The 22627-nt window shown below is 55.7% G+C and carries 21 protein-coding genes; 5 read left to right on the forward strand and 16 right to left on the reverse strand.

Features of this window, described 5'->3' with window-relative positions; translation table 11 throughout:
* Window positions 1-42: 42 nt before the first annotated feature.
* The 5 genes from lysS to xerD all read right to left on the reverse strand — a co-directional run bounded on the left by lysS (window position 43) and on the right by xerD (window position 6136).
* Entirely contained in the window at window positions 43-1560 is a 1518-nt protein-coding gene (gene lysS, locus L977_RS14970) for a lysine--tRNA ligase (RefSeq protein WP_014885130.1), read from the reverse strand.
* A gap of 9 nt (window positions 1561-1569) precedes the next feature.
* Window positions 1570-2668, reverse strand: a protein-coding gene (gene prfB, locus L977_RS14975; protein ID WP_096059326.1) for a peptide chain release factor 2 whose coding sequence is annotated in 2 segments (ribosomal slippage) — window positions 1570-2592 and window positions 2594-2668 — 1098 coding nt in all. Because the reading frame shifts where the segments join, the coding sequence is not laid out codon by codon here.
* Between the two features lie 90 nt (window positions 2669-2758).
* Entirely contained in the window at window positions 2759-4492 is a 1734-nt protein-coding gene (gene recJ / locus L977_RS14980; RefSeq protein WP_032635612.1) for a single-stranded-DNA-specific exonuclease RecJ, read from the reverse strand.
* A gap of 5 nt (window positions 4493-4497) precedes the next feature.
* Window positions 4498-5211, reverse strand: coding sequence for a bifunctional protein-disulfide isomerase/oxidoreductase DsbC (gene dsbC / locus L977_RS14985; protein ID WP_014885133.1), 714 nt, complete (start codon window positions 5209-5211; stop codon window positions 4498-4500).
* A gap of 28 nt (window positions 5212-5239) precedes the next feature.
* A complete protein-coding gene (xerD, locus tag L977_RS14990; RefSeq protein ID WP_014885134.1) occupies window positions 5240-6136 on the reverse strand; it encodes a site-specific tyrosine recombinase XerD in 897 nt (298 codons plus the stop codon).
* Window positions 6137-6237: 101 nt separating this feature from the next.
* On the opposite strand from xerD, the gene fldB reads away from it, so the two are divergent.
* Complete coding sequence (fldB, locus tag L977_RS14995) at window positions 6238-6759, forward strand: flavodoxin FldB (protein WP_047344477.1); 522 nt, start codon at window positions 6238-6240, stop codon at window positions 6757-6759.
* Between the two features lie 5 nt (window positions 6760-6764).
* Here fldB and L977_RS15000 read toward each other — a convergent pair whose 3' ends face one another.
* Both L977_RS15000 and sdhE read right to left on the reverse strand, forming a co-directional pair.
* Window positions 6765-7175, reverse strand: a complete 411-nt coding sequence (locus L977_RS15000) for a protein YgfX (RefSeq protein WP_014885136.1) — start codon at window positions 7173-7175, stop codon at window positions 6765-6767.
* Window positions 7156-7422, reverse strand: a complete 267-nt coding sequence (sdhE, locus tag L977_RS15005; protein WP_010435322.1) for an FAD assembly factor SdhE — start codon at window positions 7420-7422, stop codon at window positions 7156-7158. The genes L977_RS15000 and sdhE overlap by 20 nt, the downstream gene beginning before the upstream one ends.
* Window positions 7423-7716: 294 nt before the next feature.
* Between sdhE and ygfZ the strand changes: the two genes are divergently transcribed.
* Entirely contained in the window at window positions 7717-8697 is a 981-nt protein-coding gene (gene ygfZ / locus L977_RS15010) for a tRNA-modifying protein YgfZ (protein WP_014885137.1), read from the forward strand.
* A gap of 84 nt (window positions 8698-8781) precedes the next feature.
* Here ygfZ and trhA read toward each other — a convergent pair whose 3' ends face one another.
* Entirely contained in the window at window positions 8782-9441 is a 660-nt protein-coding gene (trhA, locus tag L977_RS15015; RefSeq protein WP_023331242.1) for a PAQR family membrane homeostasis protein TrhA, read from the reverse strand.
* A gap of 265 nt (window positions 9442-9706) precedes the next feature.
* On the opposite strand from trhA, the gene L977_RS15020 reads away from it, so the two are divergent.
* On the forward strand, window positions 9707-10438 hold the full coding sequence (locus L977_RS15020) for a MurR/RpiR family transcriptional regulator (RefSeq protein WP_014885139.1): 732 nt from the start codon (window positions 9707-9709) through the stop codon (window positions 10436-10438).
* 116 nt (window positions 10439-10554) lie between these two features.
* On the forward strand, window positions 10555-11988 hold the full coding sequence (bglA, locus tag L977_RS15025) for a 6-phospho-beta-glucosidase BglA (RefSeq protein WP_014885140.1): 1434 nt from the start codon (window positions 10555-10557) through the stop codon (window positions 11986-11988).
* 88 nt (window positions 11989-12076) lie between these two features.
* Here bglA and L977_RS15030 read toward each other — a convergent pair whose 3' ends face one another.
* The 8 genes from L977_RS15030 to L977_RS15065 form a co-directional block, all read right to left on the reverse strand.
* Complete coding sequence (locus tag L977_RS15030) at window positions 12077-12820, reverse strand: SDR family oxidoreductase (RefSeq protein WP_047626078.1); 744 nt, start codon at window positions 12818-12820, stop codon at window positions 12077-12079.
* A 70-nt stretch (window positions 12821-12890) separates the two neighbouring features.
* Complete coding sequence (gene gcvP, locus L977_RS15035; protein ID WP_023331246.1) at window positions 12891-15764, reverse strand: aminomethyl-transferring glycine dehydrogenase; 2874 nt, start codon at window positions 15762-15764, stop codon at window positions 12891-12893.
* 124 nt (window positions 15765-15888) lie between these two features.
* Window positions 15889-16278, reverse strand: coding sequence for a glycine cleavage system protein GcvH (gene gcvH, locus L977_RS15040; protein WP_014885143.1), 390 nt, complete (start codon window positions 16276-16278; stop codon window positions 15889-15891).
* A 23-nt stretch (window positions 16279-16301) separates the two neighbouring features.
* On the reverse strand, window positions 16302-17396 hold the full coding sequence (gene gcvT, locus L977_RS15045) for a glycine cleavage system aminomethyltransferase GcvT (protein ID WP_047626080.1): 1095 nt from the start codon (window positions 17394-17396) through the stop codon (window positions 16302-16304).
* Between the two features lie 397 nt (window positions 17397-17793).
* A complete protein-coding gene (ubiI, locus tag L977_RS15050; protein ID WP_047626081.1) occupies window positions 17794-18996 on the reverse strand; it encodes an FAD-dependent 2-octaprenylphenol hydroxylase in 1203 nt (400 codons plus the stop codon).
* 12 nt (window positions 18997-19008) lie between these two features.
* Window positions 19009-20187, reverse strand: coding sequence for a 2-octaprenyl-6-methoxyphenyl hydroxylase (ubiH, locus tag L977_RS15055; protein ID WP_047626083.1), 1179 nt, complete (start codon window positions 20185-20187; stop codon window positions 19009-19011).
* Window positions 20184-21497 carry a Xaa-Pro aminopeptidase gene (gene pepP, locus L977_RS15060; protein WP_086527817.1) on the reverse strand — a complete coding sequence of 438 codons (1314 nt, stop codon included), beginning with the start codon at window positions 21495-21497 and terminating at the stop codon, window positions 20184-20186. The genes ubiH and pepP overlap by 4 nt, the downstream gene beginning before the upstream one ends.
* Before the next feature lie 31 nt (window positions 21498-21528).
* A complete protein-coding gene (locus tag L977_RS15065; protein WP_014885148.1) occupies window positions 21529-22107 on the reverse strand; it encodes a YecA/YgfB family protein in 579 nt (192 codons plus the stop codon).
* A 167-nt stretch (window positions 22108-22274) separates the two neighbouring features.
* Between L977_RS15065 and zapA the strand changes: the two genes are divergently transcribed.
* Entirely contained in the window at window positions 22275-22604 is a 330-nt protein-coding gene (gene zapA, locus L977_RS15070) for a cell division protein ZapA (protein ID WP_006811891.1), read from the forward strand.
* Window positions 22605-22627 lie beyond the last annotated feature (23 nt).

Genomic DNA, 22627 nt, shown 5'->3' on the forward strand with positions numbered 1-22627 from the left:
ATAAAAAAGCCCCTTTCGGGGCTTTTTTTACATCTTAACGCCTTATTTCACCGGACGCATCGCCGGGAACAGGATCACGTCACGGATGGTGTGGCTGTTGGTGAACAGCATGACCATACGGTCGATACCAATACCCAGACCCGCCGTTGGTGGCAGGCCGTGCTCCAGCGCGGTCACGTAGTCTTCGTCGAAGAACATCGCTTCGTCATCGCCCGCTGCTTTCGCATCAACCTGATCCTGGAAGCGCTGCGCCTGATCTTCCGCATCGTTCAGCTCGCTAAAGCCGTTGCCGATTTCACGGCCGCCGATGAAGAATTCGAAACGGTCAGTGATTTCCGGGTTCTCGTCATTACGACGCGCCAGCGGAGACACTTCAGCAGGGTATTCGGTGATGAAGGTCGGCTGAATCAGGTGCGCTTCGGCCACTTCTTCGAAGATCTCGGTCACGATACGGCCCAGACCCCAGCTCTTCTCTACCTTGATACCGATGCTTTCCGCGATCGCTTTCGCAGAGTCGAAGTTATCCAGATCCGCCATGTTGGTTTCAGGACGGTATTTCTTGATTGCTTCGCGCATGGTCAGTTTTTCGAACGGCTTGCCGAAGTCGAACACTTCTTCACCGTAAGGGACCTGGGTGGTGCCCAGAATGTCCTGCGCCAGGGTACGGAACAGGGATTCGGTCAGCTCAATCAGATCTTTATAATCTGCATACGCCATATAGAGTTCCATCATGGTGAACTCTGGGTTATGACGAACGGAGATACCTTCGTTACGGAAGTTACGGTTGATCTCGAATACGCGATCAAAGCCACCTACCACCAGACGCTTCAGGTACAGTTCCGGCGCGATACGCAGGTACATGTCCAGGTCCAGGGCGTTATGATGGGTGATGAATGGACGGGCAGACGCACCGCCTGGAATCACCTGCATCATCGGGGTTTCCACTTCCATAAAGTCGCGGTTCACCATGAACTGGCGAATACCGGCCATGATCTGGGAGCGAATTTTGAAGGTCTTGCGGGATTCATCGTTAGAGATGAGATCCAGATAACGCTGACGATAGCGCGCTTCCTGATCCTGCAGGCCGTGGAATTTGTCCGGCAGCGGACGCAGCGCTTTGGTCAGCAGACGCAGCTCGGTACAGTGGATAGACAGTTCACCGGTTTTGGTTTTGAACAGTTTACCTTTCGCGCCAAGGATATCGCCCAGATCCCACTTCTTGAACTGCTCGTTGTAGATGCCTTCCGGCAGATCGTCACGGGAAACATACAGCTGAATACGGCCACCCACGTCCTGCAAAGTCACGAAGGAGGCTTTACCCATAATACGACGGGTCATCATACGGCCAGCAACGGCCACTTCGATGTTCAGCGCTTCCAGCTCTTCGTTCTCTTTACCGTCGAAGTCAGCGTGCAGTTGGTCTGAGGTGTGGTCACGACGAAAATCGTTCGGGAACGGCACGCCCTGCTCACGCAGCGCTGCCAGCTTCTCGCGGCGGGTTTTCAGTTCGTTGTTAAGATCGACTACCGCGTCAGCGCCCTGTGCTTGTTGTTCAGACATGTTGGTTCCTCATAACCCTGCTTTCAAACTTGCTTCGATAAATTGGTCCAGGCTGCCGTCCAGCACCGCCTGCGTGTTACGGGTTTCAACCCCGGTACGCAGGTCTTTGATGCGGGAGTCATCAAGGACGTAAGAACGGATCTGGCTGCCCCAACCGATGTCGGACTTGTTATCTTCCATCGCCTGTTTCTCAGCATTTTTCTTCTGCATCTCCAGCTCATAAAGCTTCGCTTTCATCTGCTTCATGGCCTGGTCTTTGTTCTTATGCTGGGAACGGTCGTTCTGGCATTGTGTTACCAGCCCGGTTGGAATGTGGGTAATACGCACCGCCGATTCCGTACGGTTAACGTGCTGACCACCCGCACCGGAGGCGCGATAAACGTCAATACGCAGGTCCGCCGGGTTAATTTCGATATCAATATCTTCGTCAACTTCCGGGTAAACAAACGCCGAGCTGAAGGAGGTATGGCGACGGCCACCGGAGTCGAACGGGCTCTTACGCACCAGACGGTGAACGCCGGTCTCGGTACGCAGCCAGCCGTAGGCGTAGTCGCCAATGATCTTGATGGTGACGGATTTAATACCGGCCACTTCACCTTCAGACTCTTCGATGATTTCGGTTTTGAAGCCGCGCGCTTCTGCCCAACGCAGGTACATACGCGTCAGCATGCTGGCCCAGTCCTGCGCTTCGGTACCGCCAGAACCTGCCTGAATATCGAGGTAACAGTCAGCGCTGTCGTATTCGCCGGAGAACATACGACGGAATTCCAGCTGCGCCAGCTTCTCTTCCAGCACGTCGAGTTCTGCCACGGCTTCGTTAAAGGTTTCTTCGTCGTCGGCTTCGACGGCCAGCTCGAGCAAACCGGAAACATCTTCCAGCCCCTGAGCCATTTGATCCAGCGTATCTACGATAGCTTCGAGAGAGGAACGCTCTTTACCCAACGCCTGTGCGCGTTCAGGTTCGTTCCAGACGTCCGGCTGTTCCAGCTCGGCGTTTACTTCTTCAAGACGCTCTTTCTTGGCATCGTAGTCAAAGATACCCCCTAAGAACGTCAGAGCGCTCCGTGAGGTCCTGAATACGGTTTTTTACCGGATTAATTTCAAACATGGTCTGTTTTCTTTTATGGACTTGTCAAAATGCGGTGATAAGAGCGGGATTGTACCGAATCCACGCCCTTTTTTATAGAGATTACTGCCGCTAAATTGGCCAGATATTGTCGATGATGATCTGAAGGGTGCGGTTTCCGCGAAACTCGTTGATATCCAGTTTGTATGCCAGTTCGACCTCGCGCACGCCGTTGTCCGGCCAGATGGCCGTATCGACGTTGAAGGCGATGCCGTCCAGCAGCGGTCCGCCGCCAACGGGCTCAACCATGACTTTCAGATGACGCTCGCCGACGATACGTTGCTGAAGCAGGCGGAAACGGCCGTCGAACAGCGGTTCAGGGAACATCTGTCCCCACGGACCGGCATCGCGCAGCATCTGCGCCACGTCCATTGTCATCTCATGCGGTGAGAGCTCGCCGTCGGACACCACTTCTCCCTGCAACAAGGCAGGGTCAATCCAGTCGGTGACCAGTTCACCAAATAGCCGCTGAAATTCGTCAAATTTCGCCTCTTCCAGCGACAGACCCGCCGCCATCGCATGGCCGCCAAATTTGATCATCAGGCCCGGGTACAGCGTATCCAGACGCTCCAGTGCATCACGCATGTGAAGACCCTGAATCGAACGGCCAGAGCCTTTCAGCGTGCCGTCACCAGCCGGGGCAAACGCGATCACCGGGCGGTGGAAGCGCTCTTTAATGCGCGAGGCCAGAATGCCAACCACACCCTGATGCCACTCAGGATGATACATCGCCAGCCCGCCCGGCAGCGTTTCACCGCTGCGTTCGAGTTTTTCGCAAAGGGTCAGCGCTTCGGCCTGCATTCCCTGCTCTATCTCTTTACGGGTCTGGTTCAACGCGTCGAGCTCATTGGCCAGGACGCGCGCTTCGCCGATGTTATCGCACAGCAGCAGCGCCACACCGACGGACATATCGTCCAGCCTTCCGGCAGCGTTCAGACGCGGCCCGAGGGCAAAACCCAAATCACTTGCCGCCAGCTTGAGCGGATCGCGGTTGGCAATTTCCAGCAGCGCCTTAATCCCCGGACGGCACTTGCCCGCGCGAATGCGGCTTAAGCCCTGCCAGGTCAAAATACGGTTATTGGTATCGAGCGGCACGACATCCGCGACGGTACCCAGCGCCACCAGGTCGAGATATTCGGCCAGGTTTGGTATGGCGATACCGCGTGATTCGAACCAGCCCTTATCACGAAGCAGGGTCCGCAGCGCCAGCATCAGATAAAACGCTACCCCCACACCGGCGAGAGATTTTGACGGGAAATCGCAGTCGCGCAGGTTGGGATTGATGATCGCTTCAGCGTCCGGCAATGTTTCACCCGGCAAGTGGTGATCGGTGACCAACACCGGGATCCCCAGCGCGTGCGCATGATCGACACCTGCATGGGAAGAGATCCCGTTATCAACGGTCATGATCATCTGTGCCCCGCGGGCGTGAGCCTGATCGACCACTTCCGGGCTGAGGCCGTAACCGTCTTCAAAGCGGTTCGGCACAAGGTAAGTGACGTTATCGCAGCCCAGCGCGCGCAGACTCAATACGCTCAAGGCCGTACTGGTTGCGCCATCTGCATCGAAATCCCCTACCACCACAATACGCGTTCCCTCACGGAGCGCGTTGTAGAGCATTTCGATGGCTTTTTCGATGCCGTTGAGCTGCTGCCAGGGCAGCATCCCTTTGACGCTGCGTTCAAGATCCTCAGCACTGCGCACGCCGCGGCTGGCGTAGAGACGCTTCAGCAGGGGTGGGAGATCGTCTGGCAAATCAACCGGTTCAACCGCCTCGCGGCGGCGCAATTTTATCGGGGCTTTCACGCGGATTATTTACCACCAAACTGTTTCTGGTGCGCGTCGAGGAACTCTTTCATCTCTTTTGGTCCCTGGTAACCCGGCACAACATAGCCATTGCTCAGGACAATCGCTGGCGTACCGCTTACGCCGAACTGCACGCCCAGCGCGTAGTGGTTAGCAATATCGATATCGCAGGACGCAGGCTTAACCTCTTTACCGCTCATCGCATCGTCAAACGCTTTGTTGCGATCTTTCGCACACCAAATCGCTTTCATGTCTTGCTCTGGCTGGCTCTGCACGCCTGCACGCGGGAAGGCCAGGTAACGCACGGTAATGCCCAGCGCGTTATAGTCTTTCATCTGCTCATGGAGCTTGTGGCAGTAGCCACAGGTGATGTCGGTGAAGACGGTAATCACATGTTTTTCCTGCGCCGCTTTATAGACGATCATCTCTTTTTCGAGCGCATTCAGGTTTTTCATCAGCAGCTGGTTGGTGACATTGACCGGCTGCGCGCCGCTCACGTCATACATTGGCCCCTGAATAATATGTTTGCCGTCTTCGGTGACATACAGCACGCCGCTGTTAGTCAGTACCGTTTTCATCCCGGCAACCGGTGCAGACTGGATGTCGCTGCTGGTAACGCCCAGTTTAGCCAGTGACTGTTTAATAGCGGCGTCATCCGCATGGGCGAACCCGGTAAAAGAGGCTGCCAGCAGGGTGAACAGCGCGAAAGACTTTTTCATAGTTGATCCCGTTACAATTTGTCGGCACTCACGCACGAGGGTGGTGCTGTTGGTGTAGCTGCCGCAGGCGTTCCGTCGCGACATGGGTGTAAATTTGCGTCGTAGAAAGATCGCTGTGTCCCAGTAGCATCTGCACCACGCGTAAATCTGCGCCGTGGTTTAACAGATGCGTCGCGAAAGCGTGACGCAATACGTGCGGCGAAAGCTTTTCACTGTCGATACCCGCCAGTGTGGCGTAATGCTTGATGCGATGCCAGAACGTTTGTCGTGTCATCTGCTGTGCGCGCTGGCTCGGAAACAGGACGTCGATAGACACGCCATTGAGCAACCATGGACGGCCATGCTCAAGATACGTTTCCAGCCAGTAAACCGCTTCTTCTCCCAGCGGCACCAGCCTTTCCTTATTTCCTTTACCGATGACGCGCACCACGCCCTGACGCAGGCTGATGTCGCTCATCGTCAGGCCAACCAGTTCAGAGACACGCAAACCGGTAGCATACAATAGCTCAAGCATGGCTTTATCGCGTAACTCCAGCGGCAGGTCAACAGCAGGTGACTGTAATAATCTCTCAACTTGTGCTTCGCTGAGATCTTTCGGCAGCCGCTGCGGAAGTTTTGGGGACGCCAGCAGCGCACTCGGATCGTCTTCCCGAATCTTCTCACGGTAGAGATGCTGGAACAGCCGACGCATCGCGCTGAGCAAGCGTGCAGAACTGGTGGCCTTATAGCCCCCTTCAACCCGTTCCGCGAGCAGCGCCTGAAGGTCGTCGCTTTGCGCACTCGCCAACGATAATTCGCGACGCGCCAGCCACTCCACCAGCATGGTGAGATCGCGCCGATAGGCACTGAGCGTGTTCTCGGCCAGATTTTTTTCCAGCCACAGCGCATCGAGAAACTGTTCAACGAGTGCGAGATCCTTTTCCACATCGGCCCCTTTGATTCTGCAGTCAGGCCATTATGCCTGATTGCGACCGGTTTCTGGTACACTACGCACAAAGTCAAAGCATGAATTGAGATAGTTACGCGATGAATATTGGTCTTTTCTATGGTTCCAGCACCTGCTACACCGAAATGGCGGCAGAGAAAATTCGCGACATCATTGGCCCCGAACTGGTGACGTTGCATAACCTGAAAGATGACGCGGTCGCGCTGATGGAACAGTACGATGTACTGATCCTCGGCATCCCAACCTGGGATTTTGGTGAGATACAGGAAGACTGGGAAGCCATCTGGGATCAGCTCGATTCAGTCAATCTCGACGGCAAAATCATTGCGATGTACGGCATGGGCGATCAGTTGGGCTACGGCGAATGGTTTCTTGATGCACTTGGCATGCTGCATGACAAACTGGTACCGAAAGGGGCGACGTTTATCGGCTACTGGCCAACCCAAGGATACGAGTTCACCAGTCAAAAACCGATCATTGCCGACGGCCAGCTGTTTGTCGGACTCGCGCTGGATGAAACCAATCAGTACGATCTCAGCGACGAGCGCCTGCAGGCCTGGTGCGAACAGATACTTGGCGAAATGGCAGAAAAATTTAGCTAAGTGGGTTACTCCTGCGTCGGCTGTTGCAACAACATCCGGCGCAGATCTCGCCATTCTGAAGCATCCATACTGTCAGCCGCCAGCCACAGGTGCTGGCAACGCCCGCCGTCCACATTGCGCAACCGTAACATCATGCCGGAGTTGAGCATCCATGGCATACCCAGAATATCCCACTCTTTTCCCTGCCAGCGCAGGCGGGAATCCATCAGTAACTTGATCTCACCCTGACGAGCATTAATGCGACGCTGGCTGCGTACGCTGTCAAAAACGACAAACGAAAGTAACAGCAGCCACAGCGGCGTATAGCTCAGGGGCCATGGCATGAGTAACACGATGGCCGCAACCAGGCCGTGGAGCATTAACGACATCCACTGCGAGCGCCACGAGACGCGAAGATCAGATTGCCACAGGACCACGTTCCCGATTCCGTGTTTGAATTAATTGCACCATCCGTTGCAACTCGGTGTCGGCGGGTTTGCCGTGGTTCATCAGCCAGTTGAATAAATCCGGATCGTCAGACTCAAGCAGGCGAACAAACAGCCGCTTATCATCATCGCTTAAGCTGTCATACTCATATTCGAAGAAAGGCATGATGGAAATATCAAGTTCACGCATGCCGCGACGGCACGCCCAGTGAATACGGGCCTTGTTGTTAATATCCATGTTCAGTTTCCTGCATTACGTTTGGCACAGTCGGGCCCCCGTTCAGTGTTCTTTATTTCTCTACGGGGACACCAGCTAGTGTAACGTGTTTTTGACCGTTTCATTACTGGAATATTGCGATCAACGAGCAGGCTTCCAGAATAACCCCTACAAAGACAGCGGATTACACTATTTTGCGTAGCGCTACGCATAACCGGTTTATGGCACAAATGGTCTGCTGAAAGCGCTTGCATTGCCAGCAGGCTCTTTTACCATTAGGCATTATCAAAGCGTTAAGCAATTCAGGATATCGTTATGGCATTTACACCATTTTCTCCTCGCCAGCCCGCCGCCTCTGCGCGTCTGCCGCTGACGCTTATTTCTCTTGATGACTGGGCGCTGGCGACGCTCGCCGGCGCCGACGCTGAAAAATACCTCCAGGGCCAGGTCACCGCCGACGTCAGCCAGATGACCGAACACCAGCACCTGCTGGCGGCGCATTGTGACCCCAAAGGCAAAATGTGGAGCAATCTGCGTCTTTTCCGCCGTCAGGACGGGTTTGCCTTTATCGAACGCCGCAGCCTGCGAGATGCGCAGCTCAAAGAGCTGAAAAAGTATGCAGTCTTTTCCAAAGTCACTATCGTCCCGGACGACGAGCATGTTCTGCTGGGCGTGGCGGGCTTCCAGGCACGTGCCGCGCTGAAAAATCTGTTTGCTGAGCTGCCGGATGCAGAAAAACAGGTCGTCAGCGAGGGGGCCACCTCCATCCTGTGGTTTGAACATCCGGCGGAGCGCTTCCTGCTTGTCACGGATGCCGCAACCGCCGAACGCGTCACCGAAGCACTGCGCGGCGAAGCGCAGCTCAACAACAGCCAGCAGTGGCTGGCGCTGAATATTGAAGCCGGTCTGCCGATCATTGACGCCGCCAACAGCGCGCAGTTTATTCCACAGGCCACTAACCTGCAGGCGCTGGGCGGCATCAGCTTTAAAAAAGGCTGTTACACCGGCCAGGAGATGGTGGCGCGTGCAAAATTCCGTGGGGCAAATAAACGTGCACTGTGGACACTGGCAGGTCATGCCAGCCGCGTACCGGAAGCGGGTGAAGATTTAGAGCTGAAAATGGGCGATAACTGGCGCCGTACCGGCACCGTGTTAGCCGCCGTACAGCTGGATGATGGTCGTCTTTTAGTCCAGGCCGTCATGAACAACGACATGGAAGCCGACAGCGTGTTCCGCGTGCGTGATGATGCGAATACGTTGAGTATTGAGCCGTTACCGTATTCGCTGGAAGAGTGATGCTGTATCGCCCGGTGGCGCTGCGCTTACCGGGCCAGCCGATCCCGTAGGTCGGGTAAGGCGAAGCCGCCACCCGACAACAAACTACACCTGCCCCACATACAAATAAATTGCCAAAAAATGGCACACGCTGCCGCCCAGTACAAAACCATGCCAGATGGCATGATTGTATGGAATGCGCTTGCAGACGTAGAAAATGACGCCCAGCGAGTACACTACGCCTCCCACTGCCAGCAACGTAACCCCGCCAACCGCCAGCTTAATCGCCAGTTGATACACCACAATCAGCGACAGCCACCCCATGGTCAGATAGGTCACCAGTGACAACACTTTAAACCGGTGTGCAATGGTTAGCTTGAAGAGGATCCCCAGCAGCGCCAGGCTCCAGATGACAATCATCAGTCCGCGCGACAGCGGCGAGTTGAGCCCCACCAGCAGAAAAGGCGTATAGGTTCCTGCAATAAGCAGATAGATAGCACAGTGGTCAAATTTCTTGAGCCATATCTTGGCCCGTTGATGCGGAATCGCGTGATAGAGCGTCGACGCCAGGAATAACAGGATCATGCTTCCGCCATACAGGCTATAGCTGGTAATCGCCATCGCGCTGGCATTGGTATCAACCGCCTGTACCAGCAATAACACTAAACCGACTATCCCAAACACCAGGCCAATGCCATGGCTGATGCTGTTGGCTACTTCCTCCGCCAGTGAATATCCCTGTGCGATTAATGGTCTGCTCGCCATACAAAACTCCGGGAAACTAAAGATGATTATTCATCGCATGACTATGCTAACTGAGAATGATTCCAGTGAACACCTGTTAGCTAAAATATTTTCCATGTAATTTTTTTACAATAAAAATCAAAAGCATAGATATATTTTTCACCTGACATTTGTTCACATTAAAGTTTATGCGTTATGAATCAATAGCATAAAATTAGATCCTGCCGTCTGGCTGCATGTTATGATGGTTAAACGAGGTCTGAATGAGAGTTTTGCCACTGTGAGTATGTTCACCCACTCCGCCATTGCCAGTCTCAATAACCTGGAGATGATGGTCTACAACTATGTCATTAAAAACCGTGACAAAGTGATGTACATGACCATCCGCGAACTGGCGGATGCGGCGGGCGTCTCAACCACCACCATCCTGCGCTTTTGCCGTAAGCTCAACTGTGAAGGGTATTCTGAGTTTCGCGTGCGCTTTAAGCTCTATCTTGAACAGAACGAACCTCAGCAGGCGAATTTCGGCGCCAGCGAAATTATCAGTTTCTTTAAAAGCGTGAATAATGAAGAGTTCGACGCTTTACTGGATGACGCGGTAAATATCATTCTCTCTTCGGAGCGAATTATATTTGTCGGCGCAGGGACATCAGGATCTCTGGCAAAATACGGTGCCCGTTTCTTTTCGAATATCGGAAAATTCAGCAACCATATTGATGACCCTTATTTCCCGGTCACCAATGATATGGCGAAAAATGCACTGGCAATTGTGCTCTCTGTGTCGGGCGAGACCGAGGAGATCCTGCGCTTCGCCAGCCAGTTCAGCCTGCATCACTGCAAGGTTCTCTCCATTACCAGCCATGAACACTCGCGCCTGGCAAAACTGGCGGACTTTAATCTCTCATGGCACGTTCCCCAGACGCGTATTGCAGGCGTCTACGACATCACCACACAAATCCCCGTTATCTATATTCTGGAATCTCTCGGACGCAAACTGGCGAAGAAACTGGCGGAATAAAACATCCTGTTTTTTTGATGTGACAAATCACAATTTCCGCGAATTGTTATATCGTGACATTCAATTTCGCTTTGCTAGACTCAAAACCAATACGTCATTTATTGAGAATAGCAGCGATGAAAAAATTGACCTTACCGAAAGATTTTCTATGGGGCGGTGCCGTTGCGGCGCATCAGGTTGAAGGCGGCTGGGACAAAGGCGGCAAGGGGCCGAGCATCTGCGACGTACTGACCGGCGGGGCGCACGGCGTGCCGCGCGAAATCACGCAGGACGTAGTGCCGGGTAAATACTACCCAAATCACGAGGCCATCGACTTCCACGGCCACTACAAAGAAGATATCAAGCTGTTTGCCGAGATGGGCTTCAAATGTTTCCGCACCTCGATTGCCTGGACGCGCATCTTCCCGAAAGGTGACGAAACGCAGCCAAACGAGGAAGGGCTGAAGTTCTATGACGACATGTTCGATGAGCTGCTGAAATACAACATCGAGCCGGTGATCACCCTCTCCCACTTCGAAATGCCGCTGCACCTGGTGCAGGAGTACGGCAGCTGGACCAACCGTAAAGTGGTCGATTTCTTTGTACGCTTCGCGGAAGTGGTTTTTGAGCGCTACAAGCACAAGGTCAAATACTGGATGACCTTCAATGAAATCAACAACCAGCGTAACTGGCGTGCGCCGCTCTTTGGTTATTGCTGCTCAGGCGTGGTCTATACCGAACATGAAAATCCGGAAGAGACCATGTATCAGGTGCTGCACCACCAGTTTGTGGCGAGTGCCCTGGCGGTGAAAGCCGCGCGCCGTATCAATCCGGAGATGAAAGTCGGCTGCATGCTGGCCATGGTAGCGCTCTATCCATTCTCCTGCAAACCGGAAGACGTGATGTTCGCCCAGGAATCCATGCGCGAGCGCTATGTCTTTACCGATGTTCAGCTGCGTGGCTACTATCCGTCTTACGTACTGAATGAATGGGAGCGCCGCGGTTTCTCCATCAAAATGGACGCAGGCGATGAGCAGATCCTGCGCGAAGGTACCTGCGACTACCTGGGCTTCAGCTACTACATGACCAATGCGGTGAAAGCGGAAGGTGGCACCGGTGACGCGATTTCTGGCTTCGAGGGCAGCGTACCTAATCCGCACGTCAAGGCGTCCGACTGGGGCTGGCAGATTGACCCGGTGGGCCTGCGTTATTCCCTGTGCGAACTGTACGAACGCTATCAGAAGCCGCTGTTTATCGTGGAAAACGGCTTCGGTGCCTACGATAAGGTGGAAGAGGATGGCAGCATCAACGATGACTATCGTATCGACTACCTGCGCGCCCACGTTGAAGAGATGATCAAAGCTGTCACCCACGATGGCGTGGATCTGATGGGCTATACGCCATGGGGCTGCATTGACTGCGTGTCATTCACTACCGGCCAGTACAGCAAGCGCTACGGTTTTATCTACGTCAATAAACACGACGACGGCACCGGCGACATGTCGCGTTCCCGTAAGAAAAGCTTCGAATGGTATAAAGGCGTGATTGCCAGCAACGGCGAGCAACTTTAACGCCGTAACGCCGGGCGGCGCTACGCTTGCACCGGCCTACAAAACCTGCGAATCGTAGGCCGGGTAAGGCGAAGCCGCCACCCGGCGTTTATTTCCCGCCCGCCAGTTCAATAAAACTGCCCGTCACGTATGATGCCTTCTCGCTCAGCAGCCAGACTATCGCCTGCGCGACCTCTTCCGGCTGGCCGCCGCGCTGCATCGGCAGTAACGATTTCACGCGATCCACCCGCCCCGGCTCCCCACCAGACGCGTGAATATCGGTATAAATCAGCCCGGGCCGCACGCAGTTTACGCGGATACCCTGCGCCGCTACCTCCAGCGATAATCCGGTAGTCAGGGAATCTACCGCGCCTTTGGAGGCCGCGTAATCGACATACTCCCCCGGCGCGCCCAGACGAGACGCGGCAGAGGAGACATTGACAATCGCGCCACCCTTACCGCCATGTTTGTGCGACATGCGCTTTACCGCCTCACGGCAGCAGAGAAAATAGCCCGTGACGTTGGTGGCGAGCACGCGGTTGATGCGCTCGGCCGACAGGTTTTCGATGGTCGATTGCTCAAACAGAATGCCTGCATTATTGACCAGCGCGGTAAGGGGCTCACCTTCGCGATCGAGGCTGTCAAACATGACCATGACCTGCGCTTCATCGCTAATGTCTGCACGCAGGGCAAATGCTTTTCCACCCGTCTCGACGATCTGATTGATGACGTCCTTTGCGGCTTTGATATTGTGGTGATAGTTCACCGCCACGGTATAACCTTCGCGAGCCAGTTGCAGCGCGGTGGCTTTGCCAATGCCGCGGCTGGCGCCGGTGACCAGTGCTATTGCCATTGTCTTCTCCCAATAAAAAAGCCGGGTGGCGGCTTCGCCTTACCCGGCCTACGTTACTACAGCAAAAAAATTACTGGTATTCGCTCATCGGCACACAGGAGCAGAACAGGTTACGGTCGCCGTATACGTCATCAAGACGCTTCACGGTCGGCCAGTATTTATTCGCCACGCCTGCCGGGAAGACAGCCAGTTCACGGGAATAACCGTGATTCCACTCGGCCACCATCTCGTGCTGGGTGTGCGGAGCGTTAACCAACGGGTTATCTTCCAGCGTCCATTCGCCGTCCTGCACGCGGTCGATCTCCATGCGGATGGCCAGCATCGCGTCGATAAAGCGGTCCAGCTCGGCTTTGCTTTCAGACTCCGTTGGCTCCACCATCAGCGTACCCGCAACTGGGAACGACATGGTTGGTGCGTGGAAGCCGTAGTCGATCAGACGCTTGGCGATATCCAGTTCGCTGATACCCGTCGCTTCTTTCAGCGGACGAATATCGAGGATGCACTCGTGTGCCACACGCCCATCGCGACCGGTGTAAAGCACCGGGAAAGCCGACTTCAGGCGAGTCGCAATATAGTTAGCATTCAGGATCGCGACCTGGCTTGCCTGTTTCAGCCCTTCCGCGCCCATCATGCGGATGTACATCCAGCTGATTGGCAGGATTGAAGCGCTACCGAACGGTGCAGCAGAGACCGCGCCCTGACGGGTCAGCATACCTTCAATCTGCACGACGCTGTGACCCGGCACGAATGGCGCCAGATGCGCTTTCACGCCGATAGGCCCCATGCCCGGACCGCCACCACCGTGTGGGATGCAGAAGGTTTTGTGCAGGTTCAGGTGCGACACGTCCGCGCCGATGAAGCCCGGAGAGGTAATGCCCACCTGAGCATTCATGTTCGCGCCGTCGAGGTACACCTGACCGCCGAACTGATGCACCACTTCGCACACTTCGCGGATGGTTTCTTCGTACACGCCGTGAGTCGACGGGTAGGTCACCATGATGCAGGAGAGCTTATCGCCCGCCTGCTCGGCTTTCGCGCGCAGGTCGGCCAGGTCGATGTTACCGTTCTTATCACACGCCACGACCACCACTTCCATGCCCGCCATCTGGGCAGACGCCGGGTTGGTGCCGTGGGCAGAGCTCGGGATCAGGCAGATATCACGGTGGCCTTCGTTACGGCTTTCGTGATAGTGACGGATTGCCAGCAGCCCCGCATATTCCCCCTGCGCACCGGAGTTCGGCTGCATGCAGAGCGCGTCATAACCGGTCAGTTTCACCAGCCAGTCGGAAAGCTGGTTGATCATGACATGATACCCTTCCGCCTGCTCTGGTGGGCAGAACGGGTGCAGCTCGGAGAACTCAGGCCAGGTGATAGGGATCATTTCTGCCGCGGCGTTCAGCTTCATGGTGCACGAGCCCAGCGGGATCATCGCCTGGTTCAGCGCCAGATCTTTGCGCTCCAGAGAGTGCATATAACGCATCATCTCGGTTTCGCTGTGATAACGGTTGAACACCGGATGCGTCAGGATAGCGTCATTGCGCAGCATGCTCTCCTGAATAGAGCGGCTGTCATGCGCGACCTCTTTGTCCAGCGCATCAATATCCAGACCGTGCGCATCGCCCAGCACGACATTAAACAGGTTGACGATATCGTCGCGCGTGGTGGATTCATCAAGGGTGATGCCCACGGCGTGATGAATGTCGCTGCGCAGGTTAATTTGTGCGGCATCCGCACGTGCCAGCACCGCCGCTTTATCTGCGACGTCAACGCACAGCGTGTCGAAGTAGTGCTCATGACGCAGCTTCAGGCCTTTCTGCTGCAGGCCACAGGCCAGAATATCCGCCAGACGGTGGATGCGGCCGGCAATGCGTTTCAGCCCAACCGGGCCGTGGAAGACGGCGTACAGGCTGGCGATGTTTGCCAGCAGAACCTGAGAAGTACAGATATTAGAGTTCGCTTTCTCGCGGCGGATATGCTGCTCGCGAGTCTGCATCGCCATGCGCAGCGCGGTGTTACCGGCGGCATCTTTCGATACGCCAATAATGCGGCCTGGCATGGAACGTTTAAATTCATCTTTCGCGCCAAAGAATGCCGCGTGCGGTCCGCCGTAGCCCATCGGCACGCCGAAACGCTGGGCCGAGCCGAATACAATATCCGCCCCCTGTTTGCCCGGAGCCGTCAGCAGCACCAGCGCCATAAAATCAGCGGCAACGCTGACCACCACTTTGCGGGATTTCAGCTCGGCAATCAGTGCGCTGTAATCATGCACTTCGCCGGTGGTGCCAACCTGCTGTAGCAGCACACCAAAGACATCCTGGTGATCCAGCACTTTGTCAGCGTCGTCGACAATCACGTCAAAACCAAAGGTTTCCGCACGGGTACGCACCACGTCCAGCGTCTGCGGATGCACGTCCGCCGCCACGAAGAAGCGGTTGGCATTTTTCAGCTTGCTGACGCGTTTTGCCATCGCCATGGCTTCAGCTGCCGCGGTCGCTTCATCCAGCAACGAGGCGGAAGCGATATCCATCCCGGTCAGGTCGAGCGTCACCTGCTGGAAGTTCAGCAGCGCTTCCAGACGGCCCTGGGACACTTCCGGCTGATACGGGGTATAGGCGGTGTACCAGCCCGGGTTTTCCAGCATATTACGCAGGATAACCGGCGGTAACTGCACGTTGGTGTAGCCCATGCCAATGTAAGACTTATAGCGCTTGTTAAGGCCAGCGATGGCCTTCAGCTCCGCCAGTGCGGCGAATTCCGTGGTGGCTTCTCCCACCTGAGGCGGCGTGGCAAGCTGGATGTCTTTTGGCACGATCTGGCCGATCAGTGCGTTTAATGAATCCGCGCCAACCGTTTTCAGCATCTCCTGCTGTTGCTGAGCATCCGGCCCAATGTGACGTTCAATGAAAGCGCCACGGTTTTCAAGCTGGCTTAAAGTCTGTGTCATGAGCGATGGTTCCTGAAACGTGCAGTGAATTTAAGTTCCCTCTCCCCTCGGGAGAGGGTTAGGGTGAGGGGAAGATGGGCACCCTCACCCCTGCCCTCTCCCGGAGGGAGAGGGGGATTAACAATTACTCGTCTTCTAACAGGGCTTCGTACGCGGTCGCATCCAGCAGCGCGGCAACCTGAGATTCGTCACTGGCTTTGATCTTGAAGATCCAGCCACCTTCATAAGGCTCGCTGTTCACCAGCTCCGGCGAATCGCTCAGCGCGTCGTTCACAGCCACAATTTCACCGCTTACCGGTGCGTAGATATCGGATGCTGCTTTAACGGACTCCGCCACGGCGCAGTCATCGCCCGCGCTCACGGTTGCGCCCACTTCCGGCAGGTCAACAAACACCATGTCGCCCAGCAGCTCCTGCGCATGCTCGGTGATCCCTACGGTGTAAGTGCCGTCCGCCTCTTTGCGCAGCCACTCGTGTTCTTTGCTGTATTTCAGTTCTGCTGGCACATTGCTCATTGAAGTTCTCCTGATAAAAATAGTTAGGCGACCGGCTTACCGGCGCGAACAAAAATCGGTTTGGTCACGTTGACCGGCATTTCGCGGTTGCGGATTTGCACCACCGCCGACTCGCCAATGCCCGCCGGCACGCGAGCCAGTGCAATACTGTAGCCCAGCGTCGGGGAGAAGGACCCGCTGGTGATCACGCCTTCGCGCGGATTGCCGTCGGCATCGGTAAAACGCACCGGCAGTTCTCCGCGCAGCACGCCTTTTTCCTTCATCACCAGGCCAACCAGCTGTTCAGTGCCCTTCTCGCGCTGCATTTCCAGCGCTTCACGGCCAATAAACTCACGGTCAGCGGGTTCCCATGCGATGGTCCAGCCCATGTTGGCCGCCAGCGGAGAGACGCCTTCGTCCATCTCCTGACCGTAGAGGTTCATCCCCGCTTCAAGGCGCAGCGTATCGCGCGCGCCCAGGCCAGCCGGCTTCACGCCCGCTTCCACCAGCGCACGCCAGAAATCAGCTGCTTTCTCGTTTGGCATGGCAATTTCATAGCCCGCTTCACCGGTATAGCCGGTCGTGGCAATAAACAGATCGCCCGCCTGCACGCCAAAGAAGGGCTTCATCCCTTCGGTGGCTTTACGCTGCTCGTCGCTGAACAGAGACGCGGCTTTCGCCTGCGCGTTCGGCCCCTGCACGGCAATCAGCGACAGATCGTCACGGACGGTGATGTCGATGGCATAAGGTTCGGCGTGTTGGGTGATCCAGGAGAGGTCTTTTTCGCGGGTGGCGGAGTTTACAACGAGGCGGAAGAAGTCTTCGGTGAAGTAGTAGACGATAAGATCATCAATCACGCCACCCGAGGCGTTCAGCATACCGGTATAGAGCGCTTTCCCCGGTGTCTTCAGCTTCGCGACATCGTTCGCCAGCAGATAACGTAGAAACTCCCGGGTGCGGCTACCGCGCAGATCGACAATTGTCATATGGGACACGTCGAACATACCGGCATCGGTGCGCACCGCGTGGTGCTCATCAATTTGCGAGCCGTAGTGCAGCGGCATCATCCAGCCATGGAAATCCACCATGCGGGCGCCGCATAACACGTGCTGTTCGTACAAAGGAGTCTGTTGAGCCATCTTGTCCTCGTTGAAAAATTCACCGTGAAACCCGGTATCGGCCTCGTTTCCGAATGCCGACGCAAACGTTCTCTTTTACCTGAACTTACCACCGAAACCGGCGGTTAACCATAAGGTAAAACGGGTCATCACATTAGCTTATGACCAAAAAACGCTGAAAAGCCTACAGAGTTATTCACTGGAAAAATGCGATTAACCCCGCACAAAATTAACAATGATCTAACAGGATTTAGCACATGGTGATATTTCATGCGGAAAAACGGGCCGAATTTCCGTCACATAAAAATCATGACATTAGATTATCTAATGCGAAAAATGACGTGGAATTAGAATATTTCAAACGAGGGAATTTTCCCGGCACAGAGGCCGGGAAAAGAAAGTGTGACGGGGGTCTATTTTATTTCAGCCAGTCCGGCAGGGCGTTAAGACCCATCGCCTGACGCAGGAGTTGAGGTTTGACGCCAGGGAGGGTATCGGCGAGCTTGAGCCCAATATCACGCAGCAGTTTTTTCGCCGGATTTGCCCCGGCAAACAGCTCGCGGAAGCCCTGCATGCCTGCAAGCATCATCGCCGCACTGTGCTTGCGGCTGCGCTCGTAGCGACGCAGATACACATGCTGCCCAATATCTTTACCCTCTCGCTGCAGACGACGCAGCTCTTCTACCAGCTCCGCCGCATCCATAAAGCCGAGATTAACGCCCTGCCCGGCCAGCGGATGAATGGTATGCGCCGCGTCGCCCACCAGCGCCAGACGGTGCGCGGCAAACTGACGCGCATAGCGTCCGGTTAAGGGGAAGACCTGACGCTCGCTCTCAAGAGTACAAAGCCCCAGACGGTTATCAAACGCCACGCACAGTGCCTGGTTAAAGGCCTCTGGCGTCGCCTCCTGCATCTGCTGCGCTTTTTCCGGCACCAGAGACCAGACAATTGAACAGAGATGCGGATCGCTTAACGGCAGGAATGCCAGAATGCCGTCGTTGTGGAAAATCTGGCGCGCCACGCCGCCGTGCGGCTCTTGGGTACGGATCGTCGCCACCATGGCATGATGGCGGTAATCCCAGTAGGTCAGCGGAATATCCGCTTTATTGCGCAGCCAGGAGTTAGCGCCATCGGCACCGACCACCAGACGCGCGGTGAGCATATCGCCACTTTGCAGGGTGATAAACGCCTCGTTTTCGCCCCACGCAACCTGCTGGATTTGCGCAGGCGCAACCAGCGTTACGTCGCTGCACTGCTGAGCTTTCTGCCACAACGCGTGGTGGATCACCGCATTCTCAATGATGTGACCCAGATGGCTATAGCCCATGCTTTCATCATCAAAAGCAATATGACCAAAGCTGTCTTTGTCCCATACCTCCATGCCGTGATAGCAGCTCGCACGCTGGGCTACGATATCTGACCAGACGCCAAGGCGCGTCAGCAGCTTTTCGCTGGCCGCATTTATTGCCGACACGCGGAGTTCCGGCGGGGCATCAGGTGCGACGGGCTGAGGCTGCTTTTGCTCCAGCACGGCCACACGCAGGCCGCTGCCTTGTAATCCGCAGGCCAGGGCCAGTCCAACCATTCCGCCGCCAACGATGGCAACATCAACATTTTGCACAGTGATAACTCCTTAACGCGCGACCCAACCCAGGGTCCGCTGCGCCAGCACGTCGCGTGCCGGAATGAACAGTTCCATCGCCATCAGCCCTAGGTTGCGTCCGGCAACCAGCGGCGCCCAGCGATTGGCAAAGAGATGGACTAAACCATCGGTAACACCGATTGTCGCCTCTTTATCGGCCTGACGTCGCTTCTGGTAATGGCTGAGTACCGGGTATGCGCCGCAATCTTTCTGTTCGCTCCACGCTTGCGAAAGCGCTTCGGCCAGGCTCATCACATCCCGCAGACCCAGATTAAAACCCTGACCCGCGATGGGGTGAAGCGTTTGCGCGGCGTTGCCGACCAGCGCCACGCGGTGCGAAACAGACTGTGATGCGGTAGTTAACGACAGCGGGTATACCGCACGTTTTCCCGCATGGGTAATGCGACCCAGCCGCCAGCCAAACGCTTTCTGCAGTTCACTGCAAAAACGTTCGTCGGACCAGGCCTTAACGTCTTCCGCCTTTTCCTGCGGATGGCACCAGACCAGCGAGCAACGACCATCCGACATCGGCAGCATCGCCAGCGGACCGTGCTGCGTGAAGCGCTCAAACGCCCGGCCGTTGTGTTCTGCGGCAGTAGAGACGTTCGCAATGACCGCAACCTGCCCGTAAGGCTGCTGCTGCCACTCAACGCCGCACTGGGTTGCGAGCGCCGAGCGCGACCCGTCCGCCGCCACAAGAAGCTGGCCGTCGAGAACGGTGCCATTATCCAGCGTCACGCTGACCGTTTCTTCACTGCGGGTAAAGCTCGCAACGCGTGCCGGACAATGCAGGATCACGCCTGGCGCGTCCTGCAACAGACGAAACAGGCGCAGGCCAACATCATGGAGTTCAACGACCTGACCCAGGGCGTCAATACGATAATCATGGGCATCCAGCGTCACAAACCCGGCATGGCCGCGATCGCTCACATGCACGGTATGAATGGCGGTGGCGCAGTCGGCAATCGCCTGCCAGATGCCAATTCGGGAAAGCTGTTGGCAGGTTCCCTGCGCCAGGGCAATGGCGCGAGAATCAAAGCCGGGGTGATTCTTCGTTTGTGGTGCAACCGCCTCAACGAGATGCACCGGAAGCTGCCCCTTCGTCAAATGCGAGATCGCCAGTGCCAGGGTGGCGCCGGTCATGCCGCCGCCAACGATAATCACGCTCATACGCGTGCCGCTGCCATCAGCGCCTCGATATCGTCTGCGTGTTTCACCACGCTCGCGGTCAGGTTTTCGTTACCGGTTTCGGTGATGACGATGTCATCTTCAATACGAATGCCAATTCCGCGGTACGCTTCGGGCACATCGGCATCCGGCGCGATATACAGCCCCGGCTCGACGGTCAGCACCATGCCCGGTTCCAGCACGCGTGAACGGTCGGTACCGTACGCCCCCACATCATGCACATCCAGCCCCAGCCAGTGGCTCAGGCCGTGCATAAAGTACGGACGATGCGCATTTTCGGCGATCAGGGTGTCCACGTCGCCTTTCAGAATGCCAAGCTTCACCAGTCCGGTGATCATGATGCGCACAACTTCGCCGGTCACCTCCTGAATGGACGTGCCCGGGCGATACAGCGTGAGCGCCGTTTCAAGTGATTCGAGAACGATGTCATAAATTGCTCGTTGCGCGGGCGAGAACTTACCGTTCACCGGGAAAGTACGGGTGATGTCACCCGCGTAGCCCTGATATTCGCAACCGGCGTCAATCAGCACCAGATCGCCATCGCGCAGCGCACTTTCGTTTTCGGTGTAATGCAGAATGCAGCCGTTCTCCCCGCCGCCGACAATGGTGTTGTATGACGGGAAGCGCGCGCCGTGACGGTTAAATTCGTGGTGAATTTCGCCTTCCAGCTGGTATTCGAACAGACCAGGACGGCATTTTTCCATGGCGCGGGTGTGTGCCAGGGCGCTGATTTCGCCAGCGCGGCGCATCACGTTCAGCTCTTCTTCAGATTTGAACAGGCGCATCTCATGCACCACCGGACGCCAGTCCGTCAGCGTGGCCGGCGCGGACAGATTCTGACGCGAGCCTTTGCGCAGCTTATCCAGAGCGGTGAAAACAATCTCATCGGCGTACGCATATTCGCCCTGCGCGTGATAAAGCACGTCGAGGCCATTGAGCAACTGATAGAGCTGCTGATTGATTTCGCTAAACGCCAGCGCGCGGTCGACGCCCAGCTTCTCCGGTGCGGCCTCTTGCCCTAAGCGGCGGCCAAACCAGATTTCAGCGGTTAAATCGCGTACGCGGTTAAAAATCACGCTGTGGTTGTGGGTGTCATTACTCTTAATCAGCACCAGGACCGCTTCCGGCTCGTTAAAGCCGGTGAAGTACCAGAAATCGCTATTCTGGCGATAGGGGTATTCGCTGTCGGCACTGCGCGTCACTTCCGGCGCGGCAAAAATCAGCGCCGCACTGCCGGGCTGCATTTTTGCCAGCAGCGCCTGACGACGGCGCAAATACTCTTGTTGCGAGATAACCATGACACCCTCCTGTGCGTTATTTTTCTTAATGTAAGGTTGGCTTACGAACTTCCGGCGCGGTCGGCTGTGAGCGCGTAAAGTTGTCGTGGCACAGCAGCGCCGCCACGCGCACGTACTCAATAATCTCTTCGAGGGACATTTCCAGCTCTTCCTGGTCTTCCTCTTCATCGTAGCCGAGCTGGGCGATGTTACGCAGATCGTCGATCGCTTCACCCGCTTCGCCGGTCACTTTATCAAGCTTAGGCTGGGTTACGCCCAGGCCAAGCAGATAGTGGTTTACCCAACCCGCGAGCGCATCGGCACGATCGAAGACGCTGACGTCATCACCTTCAGGCAGATAAAGCTGAAAAAGGAAGCCATCGTCCTCCAGCGAATCACTGGTTGCCGCATGCATTTTACGCAGCGACTCTGCCAGCTCGTGGCCAAACGCCAGCCCTTCGTTCGTGAGGTCGTGGATCAGCGGCTGCCATGAGCTGTCGCTGTTTCCGCCGCACAGTATGCCGCTGATCAGACCGTGCATTTCGGCAGGGGTAAGTCCGACTCCCTGCTGGTTCAGTAACTGGTTTAAATCCTTGTAACCAGGCATTTCGTTCTGTATAGACATACGCATTCGTCATCAAAGGGAGGATATTCATGATATGCTACCACTTTGGACCCTGGTGATACCAGAAAAGGGCTTGTATCTTCACATCAGGGTAGCTATAGTGTCGCCCCTTCGCAGCCCCCGGGGCAGTAAGCGAAGGCAGCGCAGTCAATCAGCAGGAAGGTGGCATGTCTGCACAACCCGTCGATCTCCAGATTTTTGGCCGTTCACTGCGAGTGAATTGTCCGCCTGAACAAAGGGATGCTTTGAATCAGGCTGCGGACGATTTGAATCAGCGGTTGCAAGATCTAAAAGAACGCACTAGAGTCACAAATACTGAGCAGCTGGTTTTCATCGCCGCGTTGAACATCAGCTATGAACTGACTCAGGAAAAAGCGAAGACCCGCGACTACGCGGCTAGCATGGAGCAGCGCATTAAAATGCTCCAGCAGACCATAGAACAGGCATTGCTTGATCAAGGTCGCAATCCCGAAAGACCGGGACCAAAGTTTGAATAACACTTCTCAGTTGACTATGGTAG

The sequence above is a fragment of the Enterobacter sp. ZOR0014 genome (assembly GCF_000798855.1).
Taxonomy (GTDB): Bacteria; Pseudomonadota; Gammaproteobacteria; order Enterobacterales; family Enterobacteriaceae; genus Enterobacter; species Enterobacter kobei.

Bases quoted from the DNA above. Each gene is read 5' to 3' on its own strand.
- gcvH (WP_014885143.1), bottom strand. From the start codon at position 16,278: ATGAGCAATGTGCCAGCAGAACTGAAATACAGCAAAGAACACGAGTGG.
- fldB (WP_047344477.1), top strand. From the start codon at position 6,238: ATGAATATTGGTCTTTTCTATGGTTCCAGCACCTGCTACACCGAAATG.
- zapA (WP_006811891.1), top strand. From the start codon at position 22,275: ATGTCTGCACAACCCGTCGATCTCCAGATTTTTGGCCGTTCACTGCGA.
- ubiH (WP_047626083.1), bottom strand. From the start codon at position 20,187: ATGAGCGTGATTATCGTTGGCGGCGGCATGACCGGCGCCACCCTGGCA.
- L977_RS15020 (WP_014885139.1), top strand. From the start codon at position 9,707: ATGTTCACCCACTCCGCCATTGCCAGTCTCAATAACCTGGAGATGATG.
- lysS (WP_014885130.1), bottom strand. From the start codon at position 1,560: ATGTCTGAACAACAAGCACAGGGCGCTGACGCGGTAGTCGATCTTAAC.
- gcvP (WP_023331246.1), bottom strand. From the start codon at position 15,764: ATGACACAGACTTTAAGCCAGCTTGAAAACCGTGGCGCTTTCATTGAA.
- ygfZ (WP_014885137.1), top strand. From the start codon at position 7,717: ATGGCATTTACACCATTTTCTCCTCGCCAGCCCGCCGCCTCTGCGCGT.
- dsbC (WP_014885133.1), bottom strand. From the start codon at position 5,211: ATGAAAAAGTCTTTCGCGCTGTTCACCCTGCTGGCAGCCTCTTTTACC.
- gcvT (WP_047626080.1), bottom strand. From the start codon at position 17,396: ATGGCTCAACAGACTCCTTTGTACGAACAGCACGTGTTATGCGGCGCC.
- bglA (WP_014885140.1), top strand. From the start codon at position 10,555: ATGAAAAAATTGACCTTACCGAAAGATTTTCTATGGGGCGGTGCCGTT.
- sdhE (WP_010435322.1), bottom strand. From the start codon at position 7,422: ATGGATATTAACAACAAGGCCCGTATTCACTGGGCGTGCCGTCGCGGC.
- L977_RS15030 (WP_047626078.1), bottom strand. From the start codon at position 12,820: ATGGCAATAGCACTGGTCACCGGCGCCAGCCGCGGCATTGGCAAAGCC.
- L977_RS15065 (WP_014885148.1), bottom strand. From the start codon at position 22,107: ATGTCTATACAGAACGAAATGCCTGGTTACAAGGATTTAAACCAGTTA.
- trhA (WP_023331242.1), bottom strand. From the start codon at position 9,441: ATGGCGAGCAGACCATTAATCGCACAGGGATATTCACTGGCGGAGGAA.